At 61.1% G+C, this 16,997-nt stretch carries 15 protein-coding genes; 3 read left to right on the top strand and 12 right to left on the bottom strand.

Annotation, left to right across the window (positions count from 1 at the left end):
- Positions 1–160: 160 nt before the first annotated feature.
- On the top strand, positions 161–1,186 hold the full coding sequence (gene tsaD, locus V6093_RS15885; RefSeq protein WP_011953302.1) for a tRNA (adenosine(37)-N6)-threonylcarbamoyltransferase complex transferase subunit TsaD: 1,026 nt from the start codon (positions 161–163) through the stop codon (positions 1,184–1,186).
- Positions 1,187–1,203: 17 nt separating this feature from the next.
- Here tsaD and plsY read toward each other — a convergent pair whose 3' ends face one another.
- Positions 1,204–1,773 carry a glycerol-3-phosphate 1-O-acyltransferase PlsY gene (gene plsY / locus V6093_RS15880; RefSeq protein ID WP_004576187.1) on the bottom strand — a complete coding sequence of 190 codons (570 nt, stop codon included), beginning with the start codon at positions 1,771–1,773 and terminating at the stop codon, positions 1,204–1,206.
- 74 nt (positions 1,774–1,847) lie between these two features.
- Between plsY and folB the strand changes: the two genes are divergently transcribed.
- Positions 1,848–2,204 carry a dihydroneopterin aldolase gene (gene folB, locus V6093_RS15875; protein WP_003255570.1) on the top strand — a complete coding sequence of 119 codons (357 nt, stop codon included), beginning with the start codon at positions 1,848–1,850 and terminating at the stop codon, positions 2,202–2,204.
- The gene (gene folK, locus V6093_RS15870) at positions 2,195–2,704 is read left to right on the top strand and encodes a 2-amino-4-hydroxy-6-hydroxymethyldihydropteridine diphosphokinase (protein ID WP_003255569.1); all 510 of its coding nucleotides are present in this window, start codon (positions 2,195–2,197) and stop codon (positions 2,702–2,704) included. Before folB ends, folK begins: the two co-directional genes overlap by 10 nt.
- A 186-nt stretch (positions 2,705–2,890) precedes the next feature.
- On the opposite strand, the gene V6093_RS15865 is transcribed toward folK, so the two are convergent.
- The 11 genes from V6093_RS15865 to V6093_RS15815 form a co-directional block, all read right to left on the bottom strand.
- The gene (locus V6093_RS15865; RefSeq protein ID WP_179052341.1) at positions 2,891–3,997 is read right to left on the bottom strand and encodes a multifunctional CCA addition/repair protein; all 1,107 of its coding nucleotides are present in this window, start codon (positions 3,995–3,997) and stop codon (positions 2,891–2,893) included.
- A 55-nt stretch (positions 3,998–4,052) separates the two neighbouring features.
- Positions 4,053–5,621 (bottom strand): SpoVR family protein, encoded by a 1,569-nt coding sequence (locus tag V6093_RS15860; RefSeq protein WP_003255566.1) that lies wholly within the window; start codon positions 5,619–5,621, stop codon positions 4,053–4,055.
- Positions 5,618–6,889, bottom strand: coding sequence for a YeaH/YhbH family protein (locus V6093_RS15855; RefSeq protein WP_003255564.1), 1,272 nt, complete (start codon positions 6,887–6,889; stop codon positions 5,618–5,620). The genes V6093_RS15860 and V6093_RS15855 overlap by 4 nt, the downstream gene beginning before the upstream one ends.
- A gap of 155 nt (positions 6,890–7,044) precedes the next feature.
- On the bottom strand, positions 7,045–8,967 hold the full coding sequence (locus V6093_RS15850) for a PrkA family serine protein kinase (protein ID WP_003255563.1): 1,923 nt from the start codon (positions 8,965–8,967) through the stop codon (positions 7,045–7,047).
- Positions 8,968–9,251: 284 nt separating this feature from the next.
- Positions 9,252–9,584 carry a thiosulfate sulfurtransferase GlpE gene (gene glpE, locus V6093_RS15845; protein ID WP_003255562.1) on the bottom strand — a complete coding sequence of 111 codons (333 nt, stop codon included), beginning with the start codon at positions 9,582–9,584 and terminating at the stop codon, positions 9,252–9,254.
- Between the two features lie 14 nt (positions 9,585–9,598).
- On the bottom strand, positions 9,599–10,465 hold the full coding sequence (locus V6093_RS15840) for a symmetrical bis(5'-nucleosyl)-tetraphosphatase (RefSeq protein WP_004576191.1): 867 nt from the start codon (positions 10,463–10,465) through the stop codon (positions 9,599–9,601).
- A complete protein-coding gene (apaG, locus tag V6093_RS15835) occupies positions 10,465–10,845 on the bottom strand; it encodes a Co2+/Mg2+ efflux protein ApaG (RefSeq protein WP_003255559.1) in 381 nt (126 codons plus the stop codon). The genes V6093_RS15840 and apaG overlap by 1 nt, the downstream gene beginning before the upstream one ends.
- Positions 10,846–11,042: 197 nt before the next feature.
- Positions 11,043–11,846 carry a 16S rRNA (adenine(1518)-N(6)/adenine(1519)-N(6))-dimethyltransferase RsmA gene (gene rsmA / locus V6093_RS15830; protein WP_003255558.1) on the bottom strand — a complete coding sequence of 268 codons (804 nt, stop codon included), beginning with the start codon at positions 11,844–11,846 and terminating at the stop codon, positions 11,043–11,045.
- Positions 11,843–12,832 (bottom strand): 4-hydroxythreonine-4-phosphate dehydrogenase PdxA, encoded by a 990-nt coding sequence (pdxA, locus tag V6093_RS15825; RefSeq protein ID WP_003255557.1) that lies wholly within the window; start codon positions 12,830–12,832, stop codon positions 11,843–11,845. Before pdxA ends, rsmA begins: the two co-directional genes overlap by 4 nt.
- Complete coding sequence (surA, locus tag V6093_RS15820; protein WP_019750284.1) at positions 12,829–14,154, bottom strand: peptidylprolyl isomerase SurA; 1,326 nt, start codon at positions 14,152–14,154, stop codon at positions 12,829–12,831. The genes pdxA and surA overlap by 4 nt, the downstream gene beginning before the upstream one ends.
- Entirely contained in the window at positions 14,129–16,927 is a 2,799-nt protein-coding gene (locus V6093_RS15815; protein ID WP_029380498.1) for an LPS-assembly protein LptD, read from the bottom strand. The genes surA and V6093_RS15815 overlap by 26 nt, the downstream gene beginning before the upstream one ends.
- Between the last annotated feature and the right edge of the window lie 70 nt (positions 16,928–16,997).

Below are 16,997 nucleotides of genomic sequence, written 5' to 3'. Positions count from 1 at the left end.
AAAACAAAGGTGTGCTGGAGAACGTCGGTTTTCAAGGGTTGCGGATGTTAACCCTTAGCAAGCCGGAATGCAAAGCCTCTGATCGAAAACCGCTGGTCGGCACCCGACACGGGGACTATCATGCGCGGCTTCGAATTCAGCCCCCACAAGGGACGAGCCCATGCTAGTACTGGGATTGGAAACATCCTGCGACGAAACCGGCGTCGCATTATACGACAGTGAACGCGGTTTGTTGGCCGACGCACTGTTCAGCCAGATCGACCTGCACCGCGTCTTCGGCGGCGTGGTGCCCGAGCTTGCCTCGCGTGATCACGTCAAGCGAATGCTGCCGCTCATCCGCCAGGTGCTGGACGAGGCAGGCTGCGTTGCCACCGAAATCGACGCCATCGCCTACACCGCGGGTCCCGGCCTGGTCGGTGCCTTGCTGGTGGGCGCTTCCTGCGCCCAGGCGCTGGCCTTTGCCTGGGACATCCCGGCGATCGGTGTGCACCACATGGAGGGTCACCTGCTGGCGCCCATGCTGGAAGAAAACCCACCAGCGTTTCCGTTCGTCGCTTTGTTGGTTTCCGGTGGCCATACCCAGCTGGTTCGGGTCGATGGCATCGGTCAGTACGAACTGTTGGGCGAGAGCCTGGACGATGCTGCCGGTGAAGCGTTCGACAAGACTGCCAAGCTGATCGGCCTCAATTACCCAGGCGGTCCGGAAATTGCGCGTCTGGCCGAACAAGGTGTGGCCGGGCGCTTCGTCTTCCCGCGGCCAATGACCGATCGGCCAGGCCTGGAATTCAGCTTCAGTGGCCTCAAGACCTTCGCCCTGAACACCTGGCAGCAATGCAAGAATGCTGGCGACGACAGTGAGCAAACCCGTTGCGACCTGTCCCTGGCATTCCAGCAGGCGGTGGTGGAGACTTTGACCATCAAGTGCAAGCGGGCGCTCAAGCAGACCGGCCTCAAGCGGCTGGTCATCGCGGGTGGCGTGAGTGCCAACAAGGCCCTGCGCGCGTCCCTGGAGGACATGCTCGGTAGCATCAAGGGCAACGTGTACTACGCGCGCCCGCAATTCTGTACCGACAATGGTGCGATGATCGCCTACGCCGGTTGCCAACGCCTGCTGGCCGGGCAGCAGCAAGACCTGGCGATCAGCGTGCAGGCACGCTGGCCGATGGAACAGTTGCCGCCGCTGTAAGGCAGCGCGTCGAAGGTTCAGAAATGCCGTTCGCGCCCTGCAAACAAGTCGCGCAGGTTGTTGCGGTGGCGCCACACGATCATCACAGTCAGTACGCTGATCGGCAGCAGGGCTTCGGGCTCGCGCCAGGCCAGCAATGGCAAGGTGAGTGGCGTGGCAATCAGTGCGGCCAGTGAGCTGGTACGCGTGAGGTAGAAGGTCAGCAGCCAGGCGCCGATGGCCAGCAGCGCGGCCGGGAAATACAGGCCCATGAGCATGCCGGCAGCCGTCGCCACGCCCTTGCCGCCCTTGAAACGGAAGTACAGGGGGAACAGATGGCCCAGCACCGCGCATATGCCCACCCAGGCCTGCGCGTGCAGGTCCAGCCCGGCAACGCGGGCGAGCAATACCGGCAAAAGGCCCTTGCACAGGTCGCCAAGCAGGGTCAGGATCGCCAGTTTACGGCCTGCCAGGCGTAGCATGTTGGTGGCGCCGGCATTGCCTGAGCCGCTGGAACGTGGGTCCGGGCTGCCCGAGAGGCGGCTGAGAACAATGGCGAAGGACAGCGAGCCGAGCAGGTAGGCGAGCAACGCCAGTAACCAAAACATGCTAACTATTCCGGGCGAGGACGCCCTGATTCTAACGGCGCCAGTCGCCCTTGTCGTGCTGTGGAGAGAAGTGCTTGGACAGAGTGTTCATCGAAGGCCTGGAAGTCGATACCGTTATCGGTGCCTATGACTGGGAGCGGGATATTCGCCAGTGCTTGCGCCTGGACCTGAGCTTTGCCTGGGACAACCGCCCGGCCGCCGCCGGAGACGACCTGAGCCTGGCGCTGGATTACGCCAGTGTGTCGGCGCGCATCCAGGCGTTTGCCGAACAGGCCCGTTTCGAGCTGGTTGAAACATTTGCCGAGCGCCTGGTGGCCACCCTGATGGACGAGTTCCACATCCCTTGGGTGCGCTTGAAGCTGACCAAGCCGGGCGCGGTGCCGGCGGCCCGCGGTGGTGTAGGCGTGGAGATCGAGCGCGGATGTCTTTGAGCACGGTTTACCTGGGCTTGGGCAGCAATATCGACCGTGAGGCGCATTTGTGCGCCGGGCTCGATGCGTTGGCTGGCATCCTGACCGACATGCGCTGTTCGCCGGCATTCGAAAGCCAGGCGGTGGGCATCAAGAGCGGGCCGTTCATCAACTTCGTGGTGACCGGGCAAACCGCGTTGCCGTTGATCGAGCTGGACCGCCGGCTGAAGTTCATCGAGGCCGACAATGGCCGCTATGCCCCGGACCGCAAAGGGTTGCCGCTGGATATCGACGTGCTGATGTATGACGATTTGCACGGTACCTTCGATGGGCTGGTATTGCCCCGGGCCGAGATCCTGAAGAACGCTTTTGTGCTGTGGCCGCTGTCGTTGCTGGCACCCGACCTGGTGCATCCGGGTGTGGGCAAGCGCATGGCGCAGCTGTGGCAGGAAGCGCAGATCGATCAGGTACTGGCCCCGGTCGCCTTTGAGTGGCGCGGGTTGCAGTTGACGCCCGCTTAAGCCTGTAACGGCCTCTTCGCGGGTTTACCCGCGGATACGGTGGCGGCTGCGACGGTGAACCGCGGGTGGAAATTGGCCAGCAGGTCCGGCCCTTTCGCGGGTAAACCCGCTCCTACAGCGGGCTGTGCCCAGCCCTTGATGTGTGCCCCTGTAGGAGCGGGTTTACCCGCGAAGAGGCCGGTAGGTCTAACCGCGCTGGTAAGCTTCGAGCGCTTTCAGCCGTTCACCTTTGAGTGCTTCGCCCAGTGCCTGCCCCGTGAGCCCGGCTTGCACCAACGGCTTCACATCCACCGCTCGCGCCGCCGCTGCTGCGCCTCGCAGGTAATCGGCCTGTGGGTAACCCTGCTCGCCATCGCCCCGCGCTGCCATCTCGCAAACGATCAAAAAATCCTCAAATCGCTGCGGCCGTCGGTACACATCGAACTTCTGCAACAGCTCCAGCAGTGCCGTGGCAGGCAGTTCGAGCGCCTGATTGCCCTGCGCCAGGCATTCCCCTGTCAGCATGGCCAGTTCCTGGCACTCACGCGGTGCCTTCAGGCGCTGGTTGACGGCTTTGATCGATGTCGGTGCCAACCCCCGCAACAGGCAGGCCCAGCGCACGTTCAGCGGTTGTTCGTGCGCCGCCGCCTGCTCCAGCGCAGCCAATGTCCGGGAGCTGTCATCGAGCTCAGGCAGCAACTCCTGCAGGGCCCCGCACGCGCTCAGCACCTTGAAGAACACCTGCGGTTGCACTTCCATCAGCGCGCGCTCGATTTCCTTCCAGCTGCGCTCGGCAGTGAGTGCCTGCAGTTCGCCCGAGGCGCTGATCTGGCGCATCAGCGCCAAGGTTTCATCGGCAACCCGGAACCCCAGTGGTGCGTAACGGGCAGCAAAGCGTGCAACACGCAGCACGCGCAAAGGATCTTCGGCGAATGCCGGGGAAACATGGCGTAGCAGGCGTTGATCCAGATCGTTCCTGCCTTGGTAGGGGTCGTAGACCGTGCCCGCCTCATCCTCGGCCATCGCATTGATGGTGAGGTCGCGACGGATCAGGTCCTCTTCCAGGGTTACGTCGGGGCTGGCGTGAAAAGTGAACCCGCCGTAGCCTCGCCCACTCTTGCGCTCGGTGCGCGCCAGGGCGTATTCCTCACCGGTTTTCGGGTGCAGGAACACCGGAAAATCGGCACCCACCGGCCGATAGCCCTTAGCTAGCATTTCTTCGACGGTGGCGCCCACCACCAGCCAGTCGATATCGCTGACAGGGCGGCCGAGCAGGCGGTCGCGCACGGCGCCGCCAACTTTGTAGATGTGCATGTGCAGCTCTCCATAACTGCCGACAGGATAACCCGTCGGCGGTCATGGGGTTGCATCAGAGGTGGTGGATAACAGCCAGGTCCATGCGGCCGTAGTCGGCGCTTTCGCTATGCTCGCCGCGCGGCGGCATGTGGTGAGTACTCATCACTTGCTCGCCTTGTACGGTCTCCAGGTGGATATCGAAGCCCCACAGGCGATGCAGGTGCTTGAGCACTTCGTCGGTCGAGTCGCCCAGCGGTTTGCGGTTGTGTTGCTGGTGTCGCAGGGTCAGTGAGCGGTCTCCGCGGCGGTCGACGCTCCAGATCTGTACGTTTGGTTCACGGTTGCCCAGGTTGTACTGCGCTGCCAGCTGCTCCCGAATCACCCGGTAACCGGCCTCATCATGGATGGCGGGCACCAGCAGGTCGTCGCGCTGGTCGTCATCGAGGATGCTGAACAACTTGAGGTCGCGCATCACCTTGGGCGACAGATACTGCAGGATGAAGCTCTCGTCCTTGAAGCTGCTCATGGCGAACTTGATGGTAGAAAGCCAGTCACTGCCGGCAATGTCGGGGAACCAGTGGCGATCTTCTTCGGTGGGGTTTTCGCACATGCGGCGGATGTCGGTGTACATCGCAAAGCCCAGCGCGTAGGGGTTGATGCCGCTGTAGTACGGGCTGTCGAAGCCGGGCTGGAACACCACGCTGGTGTGCGACTGCAAGAACTCCATCATGAAGCCTTCGGTAATCAGCCCCTCGTCGTACAGGTCGTTCATCAGGGTGTAGTGCCAGAAGGTTGCCCAGCCTTCGTTCATCACCTGGGTCTGGCGCTGCGGGTAGAAGTACTGGGCGATCTTGCGCACGATGCGCACTACTTCACGCTGCCAGGGTTCAAGCAGCGGGGCGTTCTTCTCGATGAAATACAGGATGTTTTCCTGCGGTTCGGCGGGGAAGCGCCCCTCATCGCGGTCGTTACCCTTTTCGGCGTTTTTCGGAATTGTCCGCCAAAGGTCGTTGATCTGACGCTGAAGGTGCTCTTCGCGCTCCTGTTGCCGGCGCCGCTCTTCTTCGGCAGAAATAGGGTAAGGCCGTTTGTAGCGGTCGACACCGTAGTTCATCAGGGCATGGCAGGAGTCGATCAAGTCCTCCACAGCATCGATACCGTGGCGCTCCTCGCACTGGGCGATGTACTGCTTGGCGAACACCAGATAGTCGATGATCGAACTGGCGTCAGTCCAGGTGCGGAACAGGTAATTGCCTTTGAAAAAACTGTTATGGCCGTAGCACGCGTGCGCAATCACCAGTGCCTGCATGCACATGGTGTTTTCTTCCATCAGGTAGGCGATACAAGGGTCGGAGTTGATCACGATCTCGTAGGCCAGGCCCATCTGGCCGCGGCTGTAGGACTTTTCCGTACTGAGGAACTGCTTGCCGTAGGACCAGTGGTGGTAGCCCAGCGGCATGCCGACCGAGGCGTAGGCGTCCATCATCTGTTCGGCAGTGATGACCTCGATCTGGTTGGGGTAGGTGTCCAGGGCGTAACGCTCGGCCAAGCGGCTGATTTCCCGGTCGTAGGTCTGGATCAGCTCGAACGTCCACTCGGACCCAGTGGAAATGGGTTGGCGTCTCTGTGCTCTGGCGGTCATGTGGCTAACCTGCGCTGGAAGAGTTCACGGAAGACCGGGTAGATATCGCCGGCCGATACCAACTGCTGCTGGGCGAACGTGTCGGGGAAAGCATCTCCGATACGCTCGTATTCATACCACAGCGCCTGGTGTTCACGGGGGGTGATCTCAACGTAAGTGTAGTACTGCACATGCGGCATGATCTGTTTGGAGAGGATGTCGCGGCAGATGGGCGAGTCGTCGTTCCAGTTGTCGCCATCAGAAGCCTGCGCGGCATAGATGTTCCAGTCGCTGGCCGGGTAACGCTCGGCCATGATCTCCTGCATCAGCTTGAGGGCACTGGAGACGATGGTGCCGCCGGTTTCCCGCGAGTAGAAGAACTCTTCTTCATCGACTTCCCGAGCACTGGTGTGGTGGCGAATGAACACGACTTCGATGCGCTCGTAGTTACGCTTGAGGAACAGGTACAGCAGGATGAAGAAGCGCTTTGCGATGTCCTTGGTGGCCTGGGTCATTGAGCCGGATACGTCCATCAGGCAGAACATCACTGCCTTCGAGCTGGGGTTGGGTTGCTTGACCAGCAGGTTGTACTTGAGGTCGAAGGTGTCGAGGAAGGGCAGGCGGTTGATACGTGCCTTCAGGCGCTCGATTTCCTGTTCGACTTCCTGGATATCGGTGAAATTGTCTGGCTCTTCGACCCGCAGGCGATCGAGTTCCTTTTGTGCTTCGCGCAGCAGGGCGCGGCTGCTGCCGGTCAGGGCGATACGCCGGGCATGGGCCGAGCGCAGGGTGCGCACGATGTTGATGCGTGACGGGTTGCCTTCGTTGGCGATGCCGGCGCGAACAGTCTTGAAGGTATCGGCGCCAGTCAGGTGACGTTTGACCAGGTTGGGTAGCTCAAGGTCTTCGAACATGAATTCGAGAAATTCTTCCTGGGTGATCTGGAAGACGAACTCGTCCATGCCCTCGCCGGAATTGCCGGCCTTGCCGCGACCGCCACCGCCTCCACCGCCTTGCGGCCGTGGGATGTGTTCACCGGCAGTGAACTCTTTGTTGCCAGGATGCACGATGGTCTGTTTGCCCCCACGACCATGATGCAAGACGGGTTCGTCGATGTCGCGCCCGGGAATACTGATCTGCTCGCCGTGTTCCATATCCATGATGGAACGGCGGCTCACCGCCTCTTCGACGGCCTTCTTGATGTGTTCGCGGTACCGCCGCAGGAAGCGCTGGCGGTTGACCGTGCTCTTGTTCTTGCCGTTCAGGCGTCGGTCTATAACGTAGCTCATGGTCCCTCCGGTGACTGGATGCAGCTGCAACCCACAAGCTGCAAGCCACAAGCTTCAAGCTGCAAGAAAGAGCAGCCACCGCCGCTGCAAGCTGTGACGCGGGCAGCAATGCCAACGCCAGGCAGCTTGCAGCTTGCGGCTCGTAGCTTGCCGCTTTATTGCGATTTCCTGACCCGCAGGTACCATTCCGACAGCAGGCGCACCTGTTTGTCGGTATAGCCACGCTCCACCATCCGGGTGACGAAGTCGTTGTGTTTCTTCTGGTCCTCTTTGCTGGCCTTGGCGTTGAAGCTGATGACCGGCAGCAGGTCTTCGGTGTTGGAGAACATTTTCTTCTCGATCACGACCCGCAGCTTTTCATAACTCAGCCAGCTTGGATTCTTGCCATTGTTGTTGGCGCGTGCGCGCAGTACGAAGTTGACGATCTCGTTGCGGAAGTCTTTCGGGTTGCTGATGCCAGCCGGTTTCTCGATCTTTTCCAGTTCCTCGTTGAGCGCAATGCGGTTGAGAATTTCGCCGGTTTCCGGGTCGCGGTATTCCTGATCCTGGATCCAGAAGTCTGCATACAACACGTAGCGGTCGAAGATGTTCTGGCCGTATTCGCTGTAGGACTCCAGGTAGGCGGTCTGGATTTCCTTGCCGATAAACTCGATGTAGCGCGGTGCCAGGTATTCCTTCAGGTAGCGCAGATAGCGTTCGCGCACTTCAGCCGGGAACTGTTCCTGTTCGATCTGCTGTTCGAGGACATACAGCAGGTGCACCGGGTTGGCGGCAATTTCGTGTGGGTCGAAGTTGAACACCTTGGACAGGATCTTGAAGGCGAAGCGCGTCGACAGGCCGTTCATGCCTTCGTCGACACCCGCAGAGTCCCGGTATTCCTGGATCGACTTGGCCTTTGGATCGGTGTCCTTGAGGTTTTCCCCGTCGTAAACGCGCATCTTGGAATAGATATTGGAGTTCTCTGGCTCTTTCAGGCGGGAAAGCACCGTGAACTGAGCCAGCATCTTGAGCGTATCTGGGGCACAGTGGGCCTTGGACAGCGAGCTGTTGACCAGCAGTTTGTCGTAGATCTTTATTTCATCGCTGACCCGCAGGCAGTACGGCACCTTGACGATATAGATCCTGTCGATGAACGCTTCGTTGTTCTTGTTGTTACGGAAGGTGTGCCACTCCGATTCGTTGGAGTGCGCCAGCAGAATCCCGGTATAGGGAATCGCCCCAAGGCCTTCAGTACTGTTGTAGTTGCCTTCCTGGGTGGCGGTGAGCAAGGGGTGCAGGACCTTGATCGGCGCCTTGAACATTTCGACGAATTCCATCAGGCCCTGGTTGGCCCGGCACAGCGCGCCCGAGTAGCTATAAGCATCGGCGTCGTTCTGTGGGTATTCCTCAAGTTTGCGGATATCGACCTTGCCGACCAGGGCCGAGATGTCCTGGTTGTTTTCATCGCCGGGTTCGGTCTTGGCAATGGCGATCTGGTTAAGAATCGACGGGTACAGCTTCACCACCTTGAACTTGGAGATGTCCCCGCCAAACTCCTGCAGGCGCTTGGTGGCCCAAGGCGACATGATGGTATTGAGGTAGCGCCGTGGGATGCCGAACTCTTCCTCGAGAATGGCCCCATCTTCGGTGGCATTGAACAAGCCCAGAGGTGACTCGAATACCGGCGAGCCCTTGATCGCGTAGAACGGCACCTTTTCCATCAGCTGCTTGAGTTTTTCCGCCAGCGAGGACTTGCCGCCGCCTACCGGGCCCAGCAGATAGAGGATCTGTTTCTTCTCTTCCAGGCCTTGGGCGGCGTGGCGGAAGTACGACACGATCTGGTCGATGCACTCTTCCATGCCATGGAAGTCGGCAAAGGCCGGATAGCGGCGGATAACCTTGTTGGAGAAGATGCGCGACAGCCTGGAGTTGGTAGAGGTGTCGATCAGCTCTGGCTCACCGATGGCCAGCAACAGCCGTTCGGCCGCCGATGCGTAGGCACTGCGATCCTCTTTGCACAGCTCGAGGTACTCCTGCAGCGAGAGTTCTTCCTGGCGCGTAGACTCGAAACGTTGTTGGAAGTGGCTAAAAATACTCATGACGTCACCTCGCTCGATACGTGGAGACGACGCCGGATCAGTCAGCTGATGCTGGCATGCAACCGGGTTGGCCGATTGCTGTATACCCCCCAGAACACCCTGTAACGCTACCGATGACCCGCACGCCGGTGTACCGGCTCTCCCCTTTTTTGGATGGCCTGAGCTTAAGCGTAGTTGGTTATCTGCAAGGTCAAGGGGCGAGGAGGGCAGAAGTTACGAATGACCGTTCGTCAGATAAGCCGCAAGCCCGCACGGGGCGCGGGCTGCAGGAAAAATTAAAAAAATTATTCAGTGCTGCCTTGGGCGGTCTCGGCCGGGTAGGTCGCACGCCACAGTTCGAAGCCGCCGTCCACGCTGTAGACGTCGGAGAAACCCTGGCCTACCAGGTAGGCGGCAGCGCTTTGGCTGGAATTGCCGTGATAGCAGACCACCAGGGTTGGCGCGTCGAGGTCGGCGTTGCGGATGAAATCGGCGACCGAGTGGTTATCCAGGTGCCGGGCGCCGGTGATGTGGCCGGCGGCGAAGGCCTGTGGGTCGCGAATGTCGACGACGACCGCACCTTCTTTCTTGCGAAGCTCCAAGGCCTGCTCAGGAGGGATGCGCTTGAATTCGCTCATGGGTACTACTTCCTTCAGGTGTGGTCGTTGAGTGTAGTGGGTTGTGCCGGCTGGCGCAGGGTGCCGTCGTCGGCGCAGTCGCAGCGGTGGTATTCGCCGCTGTCGACGTTGTACAGGGTCATGGCGCCGCCCCATACGCAGCCAGTGTCCAGGGCGATGACGTCGGGCTCGGTGACCTCACCCTGCAGAGCGGCCCAATGGCCAAAGATGATCTTCACGTGGCGTGAGCGGCGGTCCTTGTGCGCGTACCAGGCTTTGTAGCCTTTGGGCGCGCTACCCAGGCCTTCCTTGCTCTTGAGGTCGAGTTTGCCATCGGCCGTGCAGAAGCGCATGCGGGTAAAGTAGTTGGTGATGACCCGCAGGCGTTCGACGCCGGCGAGGTTCTTGCTCCACTTGTTCGGCTCGTTGCCATACATGCCGTCGAGGTACAGCTGCAGGCGGGTGTCGTCACGCAGCACTTCCTCGACCTCGGCAGCGAGCTCCAGGGCTTTGCCAAGGGTCCATTGTGGCGGTATGCCGGCATGAACCAGGGCGATGCCGCGGGGCTCGTCGTAATGCAGCAGCTTCTGCTGGCGCAGCCAGTCGAACAGCTGGTCGGCGTCCGGGGCTTCGATGATCTCGCGCAGTGTGTCGCTTTTCTTGAGGCGCTCGACGTTGTGCCAGGCGGCCAGCAGGTGCAGGTCATGGTTGCCCAGCACGCAGACCAGTGAATGACGGATCGAGTACAGGAAGCGCAGGGTTTCCAGTGACTCGGGGCCGCGGTTGACCAGGTCGCCGACCAGCCACAGGCGGTCGACGGCGGGGTTGAAACTGACGCGATCGAGCAGGCATTTGAGTGGCTGCAGGCAGCCCTGTAGGTCACCGACGGCGTAGGTGGCCATCAGTGCAGCGCTCCGGGCACTGCCAGCCGAAAGGGGGCAATCTCGGCGTCGAAGCGCTTACCGTCTTCGGCGAACATCTGGTAGCTGCCCTGCATGGTGCCAACGCGGGTGCTGATGACGGCACCACTGCTGTAAGTGTGGCTCTGGCCTGGGTCGATGTTGGGTTGCTGACCGACCACACCGGCGCCGCGGACTTCCTCTACCTCGCCGTCACCGTTGGTGATCAGCCAGTGGCGCGACAGCAACTTGGCGCTGAGCGAGCCGTTGTTCTGCACGGTAATGGTGTAGGCGAAAGCGAAGCGACTGTTTTCGGGGTCGGATTGTTCTTTCAGGTAGCGGGTCACGACGCTGACGTCGATTTGATAGCGGGGGTCGGACATGCAAGGGCCTTGGGCGAACTGACGCAATAATGCAGTCTAGGCCATTGGGAGGGGGGAGGGCCAGCGGTGATCGGGCTTGGGGGGTGTGTTGTCTGTGCCGGCCGCTTCGCGGGTAAACCCGCTCCTACAAGGGGTCGCACAGGATTTGAGGGTTGTGCGATCCCTTGTGGCCCGCGAAGCGGCCGGTACAGGCTAAATCAGGCTTGTTGCTGATCCGCCAGCTGGTCAGCCAGGCGCACGAAGGCTGCCAGGTCGAGCTGTTCAGGGCGCAGGCTGCCATCAACGCCGGCAGCCTCGATGGCGGCGCTGTCCAGCAGGCCTTTCATGGTGTTGCGCAGCGTCTTGCGGCGCTGGTTGAACGCTTCGCGAACGACACGCTCCAGCAGCAGGTGGTCCTTGGCCGGGAACGGCAGCACTTCGTGCGGCACCAGGCGGACGATTGCCGAATCCACTTTCGGGGGTGGGTTGAAGGCACCAGGGCCGACATTGAACAGGTGCTCCACGCGGCAGTGGTACTGCACCATGATCGACAAGCGCCCCCAGTCACCGCCGCCAGGACCGGCGGCCATGCGCTCGACCACTTCCTTCTGCAGCATGAAATGCATGTCGCGGATCAGCCCGGCGTGGCTGAGCAGGTGGAAGATCAGCGGGGTGGAGATGTTGTAGGGCAGGTTGCCAACCACCTTGAGGCTGCGCGGCGGCACGCCCAGCTGGTTGAAGTCGAACTTCAGGGCGTCGCCCTGGTGCAGGCGGAAGTTGCTGCGATCAGCGAACTTGTGCTGCAGGATCGGCACCAGGTCTTTGTCCAGCTCCACCACGTCCAGCTGTGCGCCACTGCCCAGCAGGCCTTCGGTCAGGGCGCCTTGGCCCGGGCCGATTTCCAGCAGGTGTTCGCCGGCCTTGGCGTTGATGGCACGCAGGATGCGGTCGATGATACCGGCGTCGTGCAGGAAGTTCTGGCCGAAGCGCTTGCGCGCCCGGTGTTGGTATTGCTCGTTCATGGTCGGTTCTCGGCCATCTGGTAGGCGGTTTCCAGTGCGACGCGCAGGCTGCCGGTGTCGACTTTGCCAGTGCCGGCCAGGTCCAGGGCGGTGCCGTGGTCAACCGACGTGCGGATGATTGGCAGGCCCAAGGTCACGTTCACTGCTGCGCCGAAGCCTTTGTACTTGAGTACGGGAAGGCCCTGGTCGTGGTACATCGCCAGCACCGCATCGCAGTGCTCCAGATATTTGGGGGTAAACAGGGTATCGGCCGGCAGTGGCCCGCGCAGGTCCATGCCTTCGGTGCGCAGGCGGGCCAGGGTCGGCTCGATGATGTCGATTTCTTCGCGGCCCAGGTGGCCGCCCTCGCCCGCGTGCGGGTTGAGGCCACACACCAGGATACGCGGGTTGGCAATGCCGAACTTGTCGCGCATGTCGGCATGCAGGATACGGGTTACACGTTCGACGCGCTCTGCAGTGATAGCGTCGGCAACATCACGCAGTGGCAGGTGCGTGGTCACCAGGGCCACGCGCAGGCCGCGGGTGGCCAGCATCATTACCACTTGTGCGGTGCGGGTCAGTTCGGCAAGGAATTCGGTATGCCCGGAAAAGGCGATACCGCTTTCGTTGATCACTCCCTTGTGAACCGGGGCCGTGATCATCCCGGCGAAGTGCCCGTCCAGGCAGCCTTGCCCAGCGCGGGTCAGGGTTTCCAGCACGAACGCTGCGTTGGCCTTGTCCAGCTGGCCTGGCACCACCGGAGCCGCCAAGGGGGTATCCCAGACGTACAGGCTACCTGCGGGTGCCGGGAGGTCAGGCCATTGGCCCGGGGCTACCGGCAGCAGGCTGACGGCCAGCCCCAGCTGCGTGGCCCGCTCGGCGAGCAGGTCACGGCTGGTGATGGCGATCAGGGGGTGGGGCTGGGCGTCTGCGGCGAGCAGCAGGCACAGGTCGGGGCCTATGCCGGCCGGCTCGCCGGGGGTGACGGCGAAGCGCAGGGGCTTCACTGGGCGGCCTGGTCAGCGCCAGGCAGCTTGATTTCAACGTAGGCTTCGTCGCGGATCTGGCGCAGCCAGGTTTGCAGCTCTTCGTCGTACTTGCGGTTGCGCAGTACGCTCAGGGCCTGCTGTTCGCGAGCCTGCTCGGTGCTGTCGGTGGCGCGGCGGCCCAGCACTTCCAGAACGTGCCAGCCGTACTGGGTCTTGAACGGTTTGGTCACCACGCCTTGCTGGGCATTGGCCATCTGTTCACGGAACTCCGGTACCAGGCTGTTCGGATCGACCCAGTTGAGGTCGCCGCCGTTGAGTGCCGAACCCGGGTCTTCCGAGAAGCTCTTGGCCAGTTCGCCGAAGTCTTCGCCGTTCTTGATCCGATCGTACAGGCGCTCGGCCAGCTGCTGGGTGGCCGCCTCGCTGCGGATCTCGCTTGGCTTGATCAGGATGTGGCGTACATGCACTTCGTCACGCAGTACGTTCTCGCTGCCGCCGCGCTTCTCCTCGAGCTTGAGGATGATGAAGCCGTTGGGGATGCGAATAGGCTGGGTAATTTCGCCCACCGGCATGCTGCTGAGCATCTTGGCGAAGTCGGGTGGCAGCTGACCGGCTTTACGCCAGCCCATCTCGCCGCCTTCCAGGGCGTTTTCGCTGGCCGAGTTGGCAATCGCCATCTGGCCGAAGTCAGCACCCTGGCGCAGTTGCTGGTAAACGTCACCGACCTTGCGCGCAGCCTTCTGGATATCGTCCGAGTTGGCGGCTTCCGGGGTCGGGATGAGGATGTTGGCCAGGCGGTACTCTTCCGACATCTGCATCTTGCCCAGGTCCGAGGCCAGGAAGTTCTTCACTTCCTGCTCGGACACCTGGATGCGTTCGGCAACGCGGCGTTGGCGCACGCGGCTGATGATCATCTCGCGCTTGACCTGCTCGCGAGCGTCGTCGAACGACAGGCCGTCATGGGCCAGCGCCGCGCGGAACTGGTCCAGCGACATGCCATTGCGCTGGGCAATGGTGCCAATGGCCTGGTTCAGCTCTTCGTCGGTGATGCGGATGCCAGAGCGCTCGCCGATCTGCAGCTGCAGGTTCTCGACGATCAGGCGTTCCAGTACCTGCTGTTCCAGGGCGCTGGTCGGCGGCACGCCGCCGCCGCGCTTGGCGATGGTTTGCTGGACCTCATGGACACGCTGGTCCAGCTGGCTTTGCATGACCACGTCGTTGTCGACGATAGCCACCACGCGATCAAGAGGTTGCACCGCGGCATGCACCGCGCCACTCAGCAAAGCGACGCCCAGCAACACTGGGCGCAGACGATCAATAAGCTTGGTCTTCACGTTCACGGTAACCTTGAATGCCTTGGTCGAGGAAAGACTCGACCTTGTTGCCAACTACGCCGCCGAGGCCTTTCAGGACGATCTGAAGGAAGACACCGTGGTCGCCTTTTTCGTTCTGTGGAAGGGCCTGGCTGAAATCGTCGTAGTCGATCCAGTAACGGTTGATCAGGCGCAGCTTCCAGCAGCAGTTGTCGTATTCGAAACCACCCATGGCTTCCAGGGTACGGTTGCGGTTGTAGTCATGCTGCCAGCGAGCGATTACGTTCCACTGCGGCACGATCGGCCAAATGACCGAGAAGTCGTGCTGCTGGATCTTGTAGTAATCCTTGATGTAGTTCGGATCGCCCGGGGTGCCATAGTCACCGCCCTCCGTCCATTTTCCGGTCGTTGAGTCGTAGGCAATGGTGTCATTGCGGTAGCGATAACCGAGGTTGACCACCTTGTTCGGGTTGTCTTCAGGCTGGTAATGGAACATCGCGCTGCCCGAGCGGGTGCTGCGGCTGTCCGGGTCCCAGTTGAAGTCCGAATTGAAGCGCCAGTCGCGATTGAAGTAGTAGTTGTACAGCAACGCGTATGGCGAAACATCAGCCTTGGAGGAGTCACGAGTACGGTAGTCGATGCCTGGTAGCTGAACCTTGCGGTCCTTGAAGTACAGCGCTTGGCCGATGCTGAAGTTCTGGCGCTCGAAGCCGTTGTCTTCGATCCATCGGGTAGTCACGCCCAGCGACAGCTTGTTCTCGTCGCCGATGCGGTCGGTGCCGCTGAAACGGTTATCGCGGAATAGCGAGTCGTAGCTGAAGAGGGTCTCACCCGTATCGAACAGCGGGATGTCCTTTTGGTCCTTGTACGGGACGTAGAGGTAGAACATGCGTGGTTCGAGAGTTTGGCGATAGTTGTTGCCGAACATCGAGGTGCTGCGGTCGAAGTACAGGCCACTGTCCACGCTGAAGATCGGGATATCACGGTTCAGCGTACTGCTATAGCTGCCGTATGCTGGATCTGCCGACTGTGTGATTGCTTCGGCCTTGCCCTTGCTATCGAGGTCAAGATCGTAGTGGGTATACGCGTACTTTAACTTTGGTGTGAAGAAGCCATAGCTGGCATTCATTGGCAGACTGATCGATGGCGCCACGTTCAGACGAGTACCGTTGGCGCGGGCAATGCCGGTGACGTTCTCATCCAAGCGGCGACCTTCTGCCCCGGCAGAAAAGTCTGGATTACCATCTTTGTCGCGGACGAAATCGTTCTTTAGATCACGATCAAAGCGAACCGCTTCGGTTTCGTAACCCAGGTTCAAACCGCCAGGCTGGAACGGCAGCGTACCGTTCAGGGTCAGCTGCGGCAGGCGATCATACGGCGTGATCTGCGAGATGGTAGCCATCTCGTAGGCATGCACGTTCAACCGCGCGGTGTAGCTGTCGCCTCGGTAGGTCAACGCACCCTGCTGGTTCAGCAGGTCGCGGCTTTCCACGCCAATCTGGTCAGATTCCAGGTCCTGGAAGTAGAACGGGTCGCTGATGTCGGTGTAGTCCACCTCGGTCATCAGGCGTTCGTCCAGGCCACCCTTGTGCTGCCAGTTGACCATCCAGCGCTGATCTTTGTAATCCGTCTGATCTTTGCGGTCGTCGTTCTTGTCGTTCAGGTAGGCGCCGCCGAACTGGCCTTCGCTGGAAGGTGTCAGGTAGCGGAACTCGCCTTCCATCAGCAGGCCGCGCTTGGCCATGTAACGCGGGTACAACGTGGCGTCGTAGTTAGGCGCCAGGTTGAAGTAGTACGGCGTGACCAGCATGAAGCCGGTGTCGCTGCTGGTGCTGAACGACGGCGGCAGGAAACCGGACTGGCGACGGTCGTCAATCGGGAAGTAGATGTACGGTGTATAGAACACCGGGAAATCCTTGACCCGTAGCGTAACGTTGGTCGCAGTACCGAAACCGGTGGCCGGGTTCAGGGTGATGTTGTTGCCCTTCAGCTGCCAGGCGTTGCTGCCCGGTTCGCAGGTGGTGTACGTACCGTCTTTGAGGCGGATGATGGCGTTTTCGCCACGCTTGGCGTACAGGGCACTGCCGCGGATGTGCGACTTGTGCATCACGTATTCGGCGTTGTCGACCTGGGCTTCGCCAGTGTCGAGCTGGATCTGGGCCTCGTCACCGACCACCAGCGAACCGTTGTCACGGATCTTGACGTTGCCCTTGAGCTCGCCACGGTTTTCGGCCTGGTAGAGGTTGGCCTCGTCGGCTTCGGCCTGCATGCTGCCCTGGCGCATTACCACGTCACCGGCGAGGGTAGCGACCTGCTGCTCCTGCTGGTACTTGGATACCTTGGCATTGATGTAGGTTGGCGACTCGTCCTTCGGCGTGGTGTCGGCCATGCCCGGGCGGGTTGGCTCGATATACGCGCCACCGCAGTACGGGCCGGTTTCAGCCAGCTGCGCGGCGGTGAGCTTTTCACGCGGAACCCAGTCCAGGTGGCTGTAGTCTTCGCTGCGCGACTTCAGACCACGGCCCTTGGCCTCGGTAACCAGCACGGGCCGGTCCGCAGTTTCGGCTTCGCCCGCCGCTTCGGTACCGGAGCTGACGGCTGCACCTTCGTGCACCGGGCGCGGTGGCAAGTTGTTGACTGGGGTTTTGGGCTTGCAGTCCCAACCACCGGCGGCGGACACTTGGCAGTCGAACTGTTCGGCTGCCACTACGTATGAGGTGGCCAGAGGTTGCAGGGCCAGCAGACCGCCGGTTACCAGCAACGGAAACTTTCTACGAAACGCGGGGGATTTCAATGCCATCTTATTAGTCCGGGCTTCCTGCGTGCCATCTGCCCGCGTGTGGGGCCGCACGCCTCTCGATGGTCTGAAA

The organism is Pseudomonas putida group bacterium ESBL64, assembly GCF_045277175.1.
GTDB lineage: Bacteria > Pseudomonadota > Gammaproteobacteria > Pseudomonadales > Pseudomonadaceae > Aquipseudomonas > Aquipseudomonas alloputida.
This window is presented reverse-complemented; position numbering and strand designations above follow the sequence as displayed.

Excerpts from the sequence above, each read along its gene's own strand:
- tsaD (WP_011953302.1), top strand. The coding sequence starts at position 161 with ATGCTAGTACTGGGATTGGAAACATCCTGCGACGAAACCGGCGTCGCA.
- plsY (WP_004576187.1), bottom strand. The coding sequence starts at position 1,773 with ATGTTTTGGTTACTGGCGTTGCTCGCCTACCTGCTCGGCTCGCTGTCC.
- folK (WP_003255569.1), top strand. The coding sequence starts at position 2,195 with ATGTCTTTGAGCACGGTTTACCTGGGCTTGGGCAGCAATATCGACCGT.
- V6093_RS15865 (WP_179052341.1), bottom strand. The coding sequence starts at position 3,997 with ATGCACATCTACAAAGTTGGCGGCGCCGTGCGCGACCGCCTGCTCGGC.
- V6093_RS15860 (WP_003255566.1), bottom strand. The coding sequence starts at position 5,621 with ATGACCGCCAGAGCACAGAGACGCCAACCCATTTCCACTGGGTCCGAG.
- V6093_RS15855 (WP_003255564.1), bottom strand. The coding sequence starts at position 6,889 with ATGAGCTACGTTATAGACCGACGCCTGAACGGCAAGAACAAGAGCACG.
- V6093_RS15850 (WP_003255563.1), bottom strand. The coding sequence starts at position 8,967 with ATGAGTATTTTTAGCCACTTCCAACAACGTTTCGAGTCTACGCGCCAG.
- glpE (WP_003255562.1), bottom strand. The coding sequence starts at position 9,584 with ATGAGCGAATTCAAGCGCATCCCTCCTGAGCAGGCCTTGGAGCTTCGC.
- V6093_RS15840 (WP_004576191.1), bottom strand. The coding sequence starts at position 10,465 with ATGGCCACCTACGCCGTCGGTGACCTACAGGGCTGCCTGCAGCCACTC.
- apaG (WP_003255559.1), bottom strand. The coding sequence starts at position 10,845 with ATGTCCGACCCCCGCTATCAAATCGACGTCAGCGTCGTGACCCGCTAC.
- rsmA (WP_003255558.1), bottom strand. The coding sequence starts at position 11,846 with ATGAACGAGCAATACCAACACCGGGCGCGCAAGCGCTTCGGCCAGAAC.
- V6093_RS15815 (WP_029380498.1), bottom strand. The coding sequence starts at position 16,927 with ATGGCATTGAAATCCCCCGCGTTTCGTAGAAAGTTTCCGTTGCTGGTA.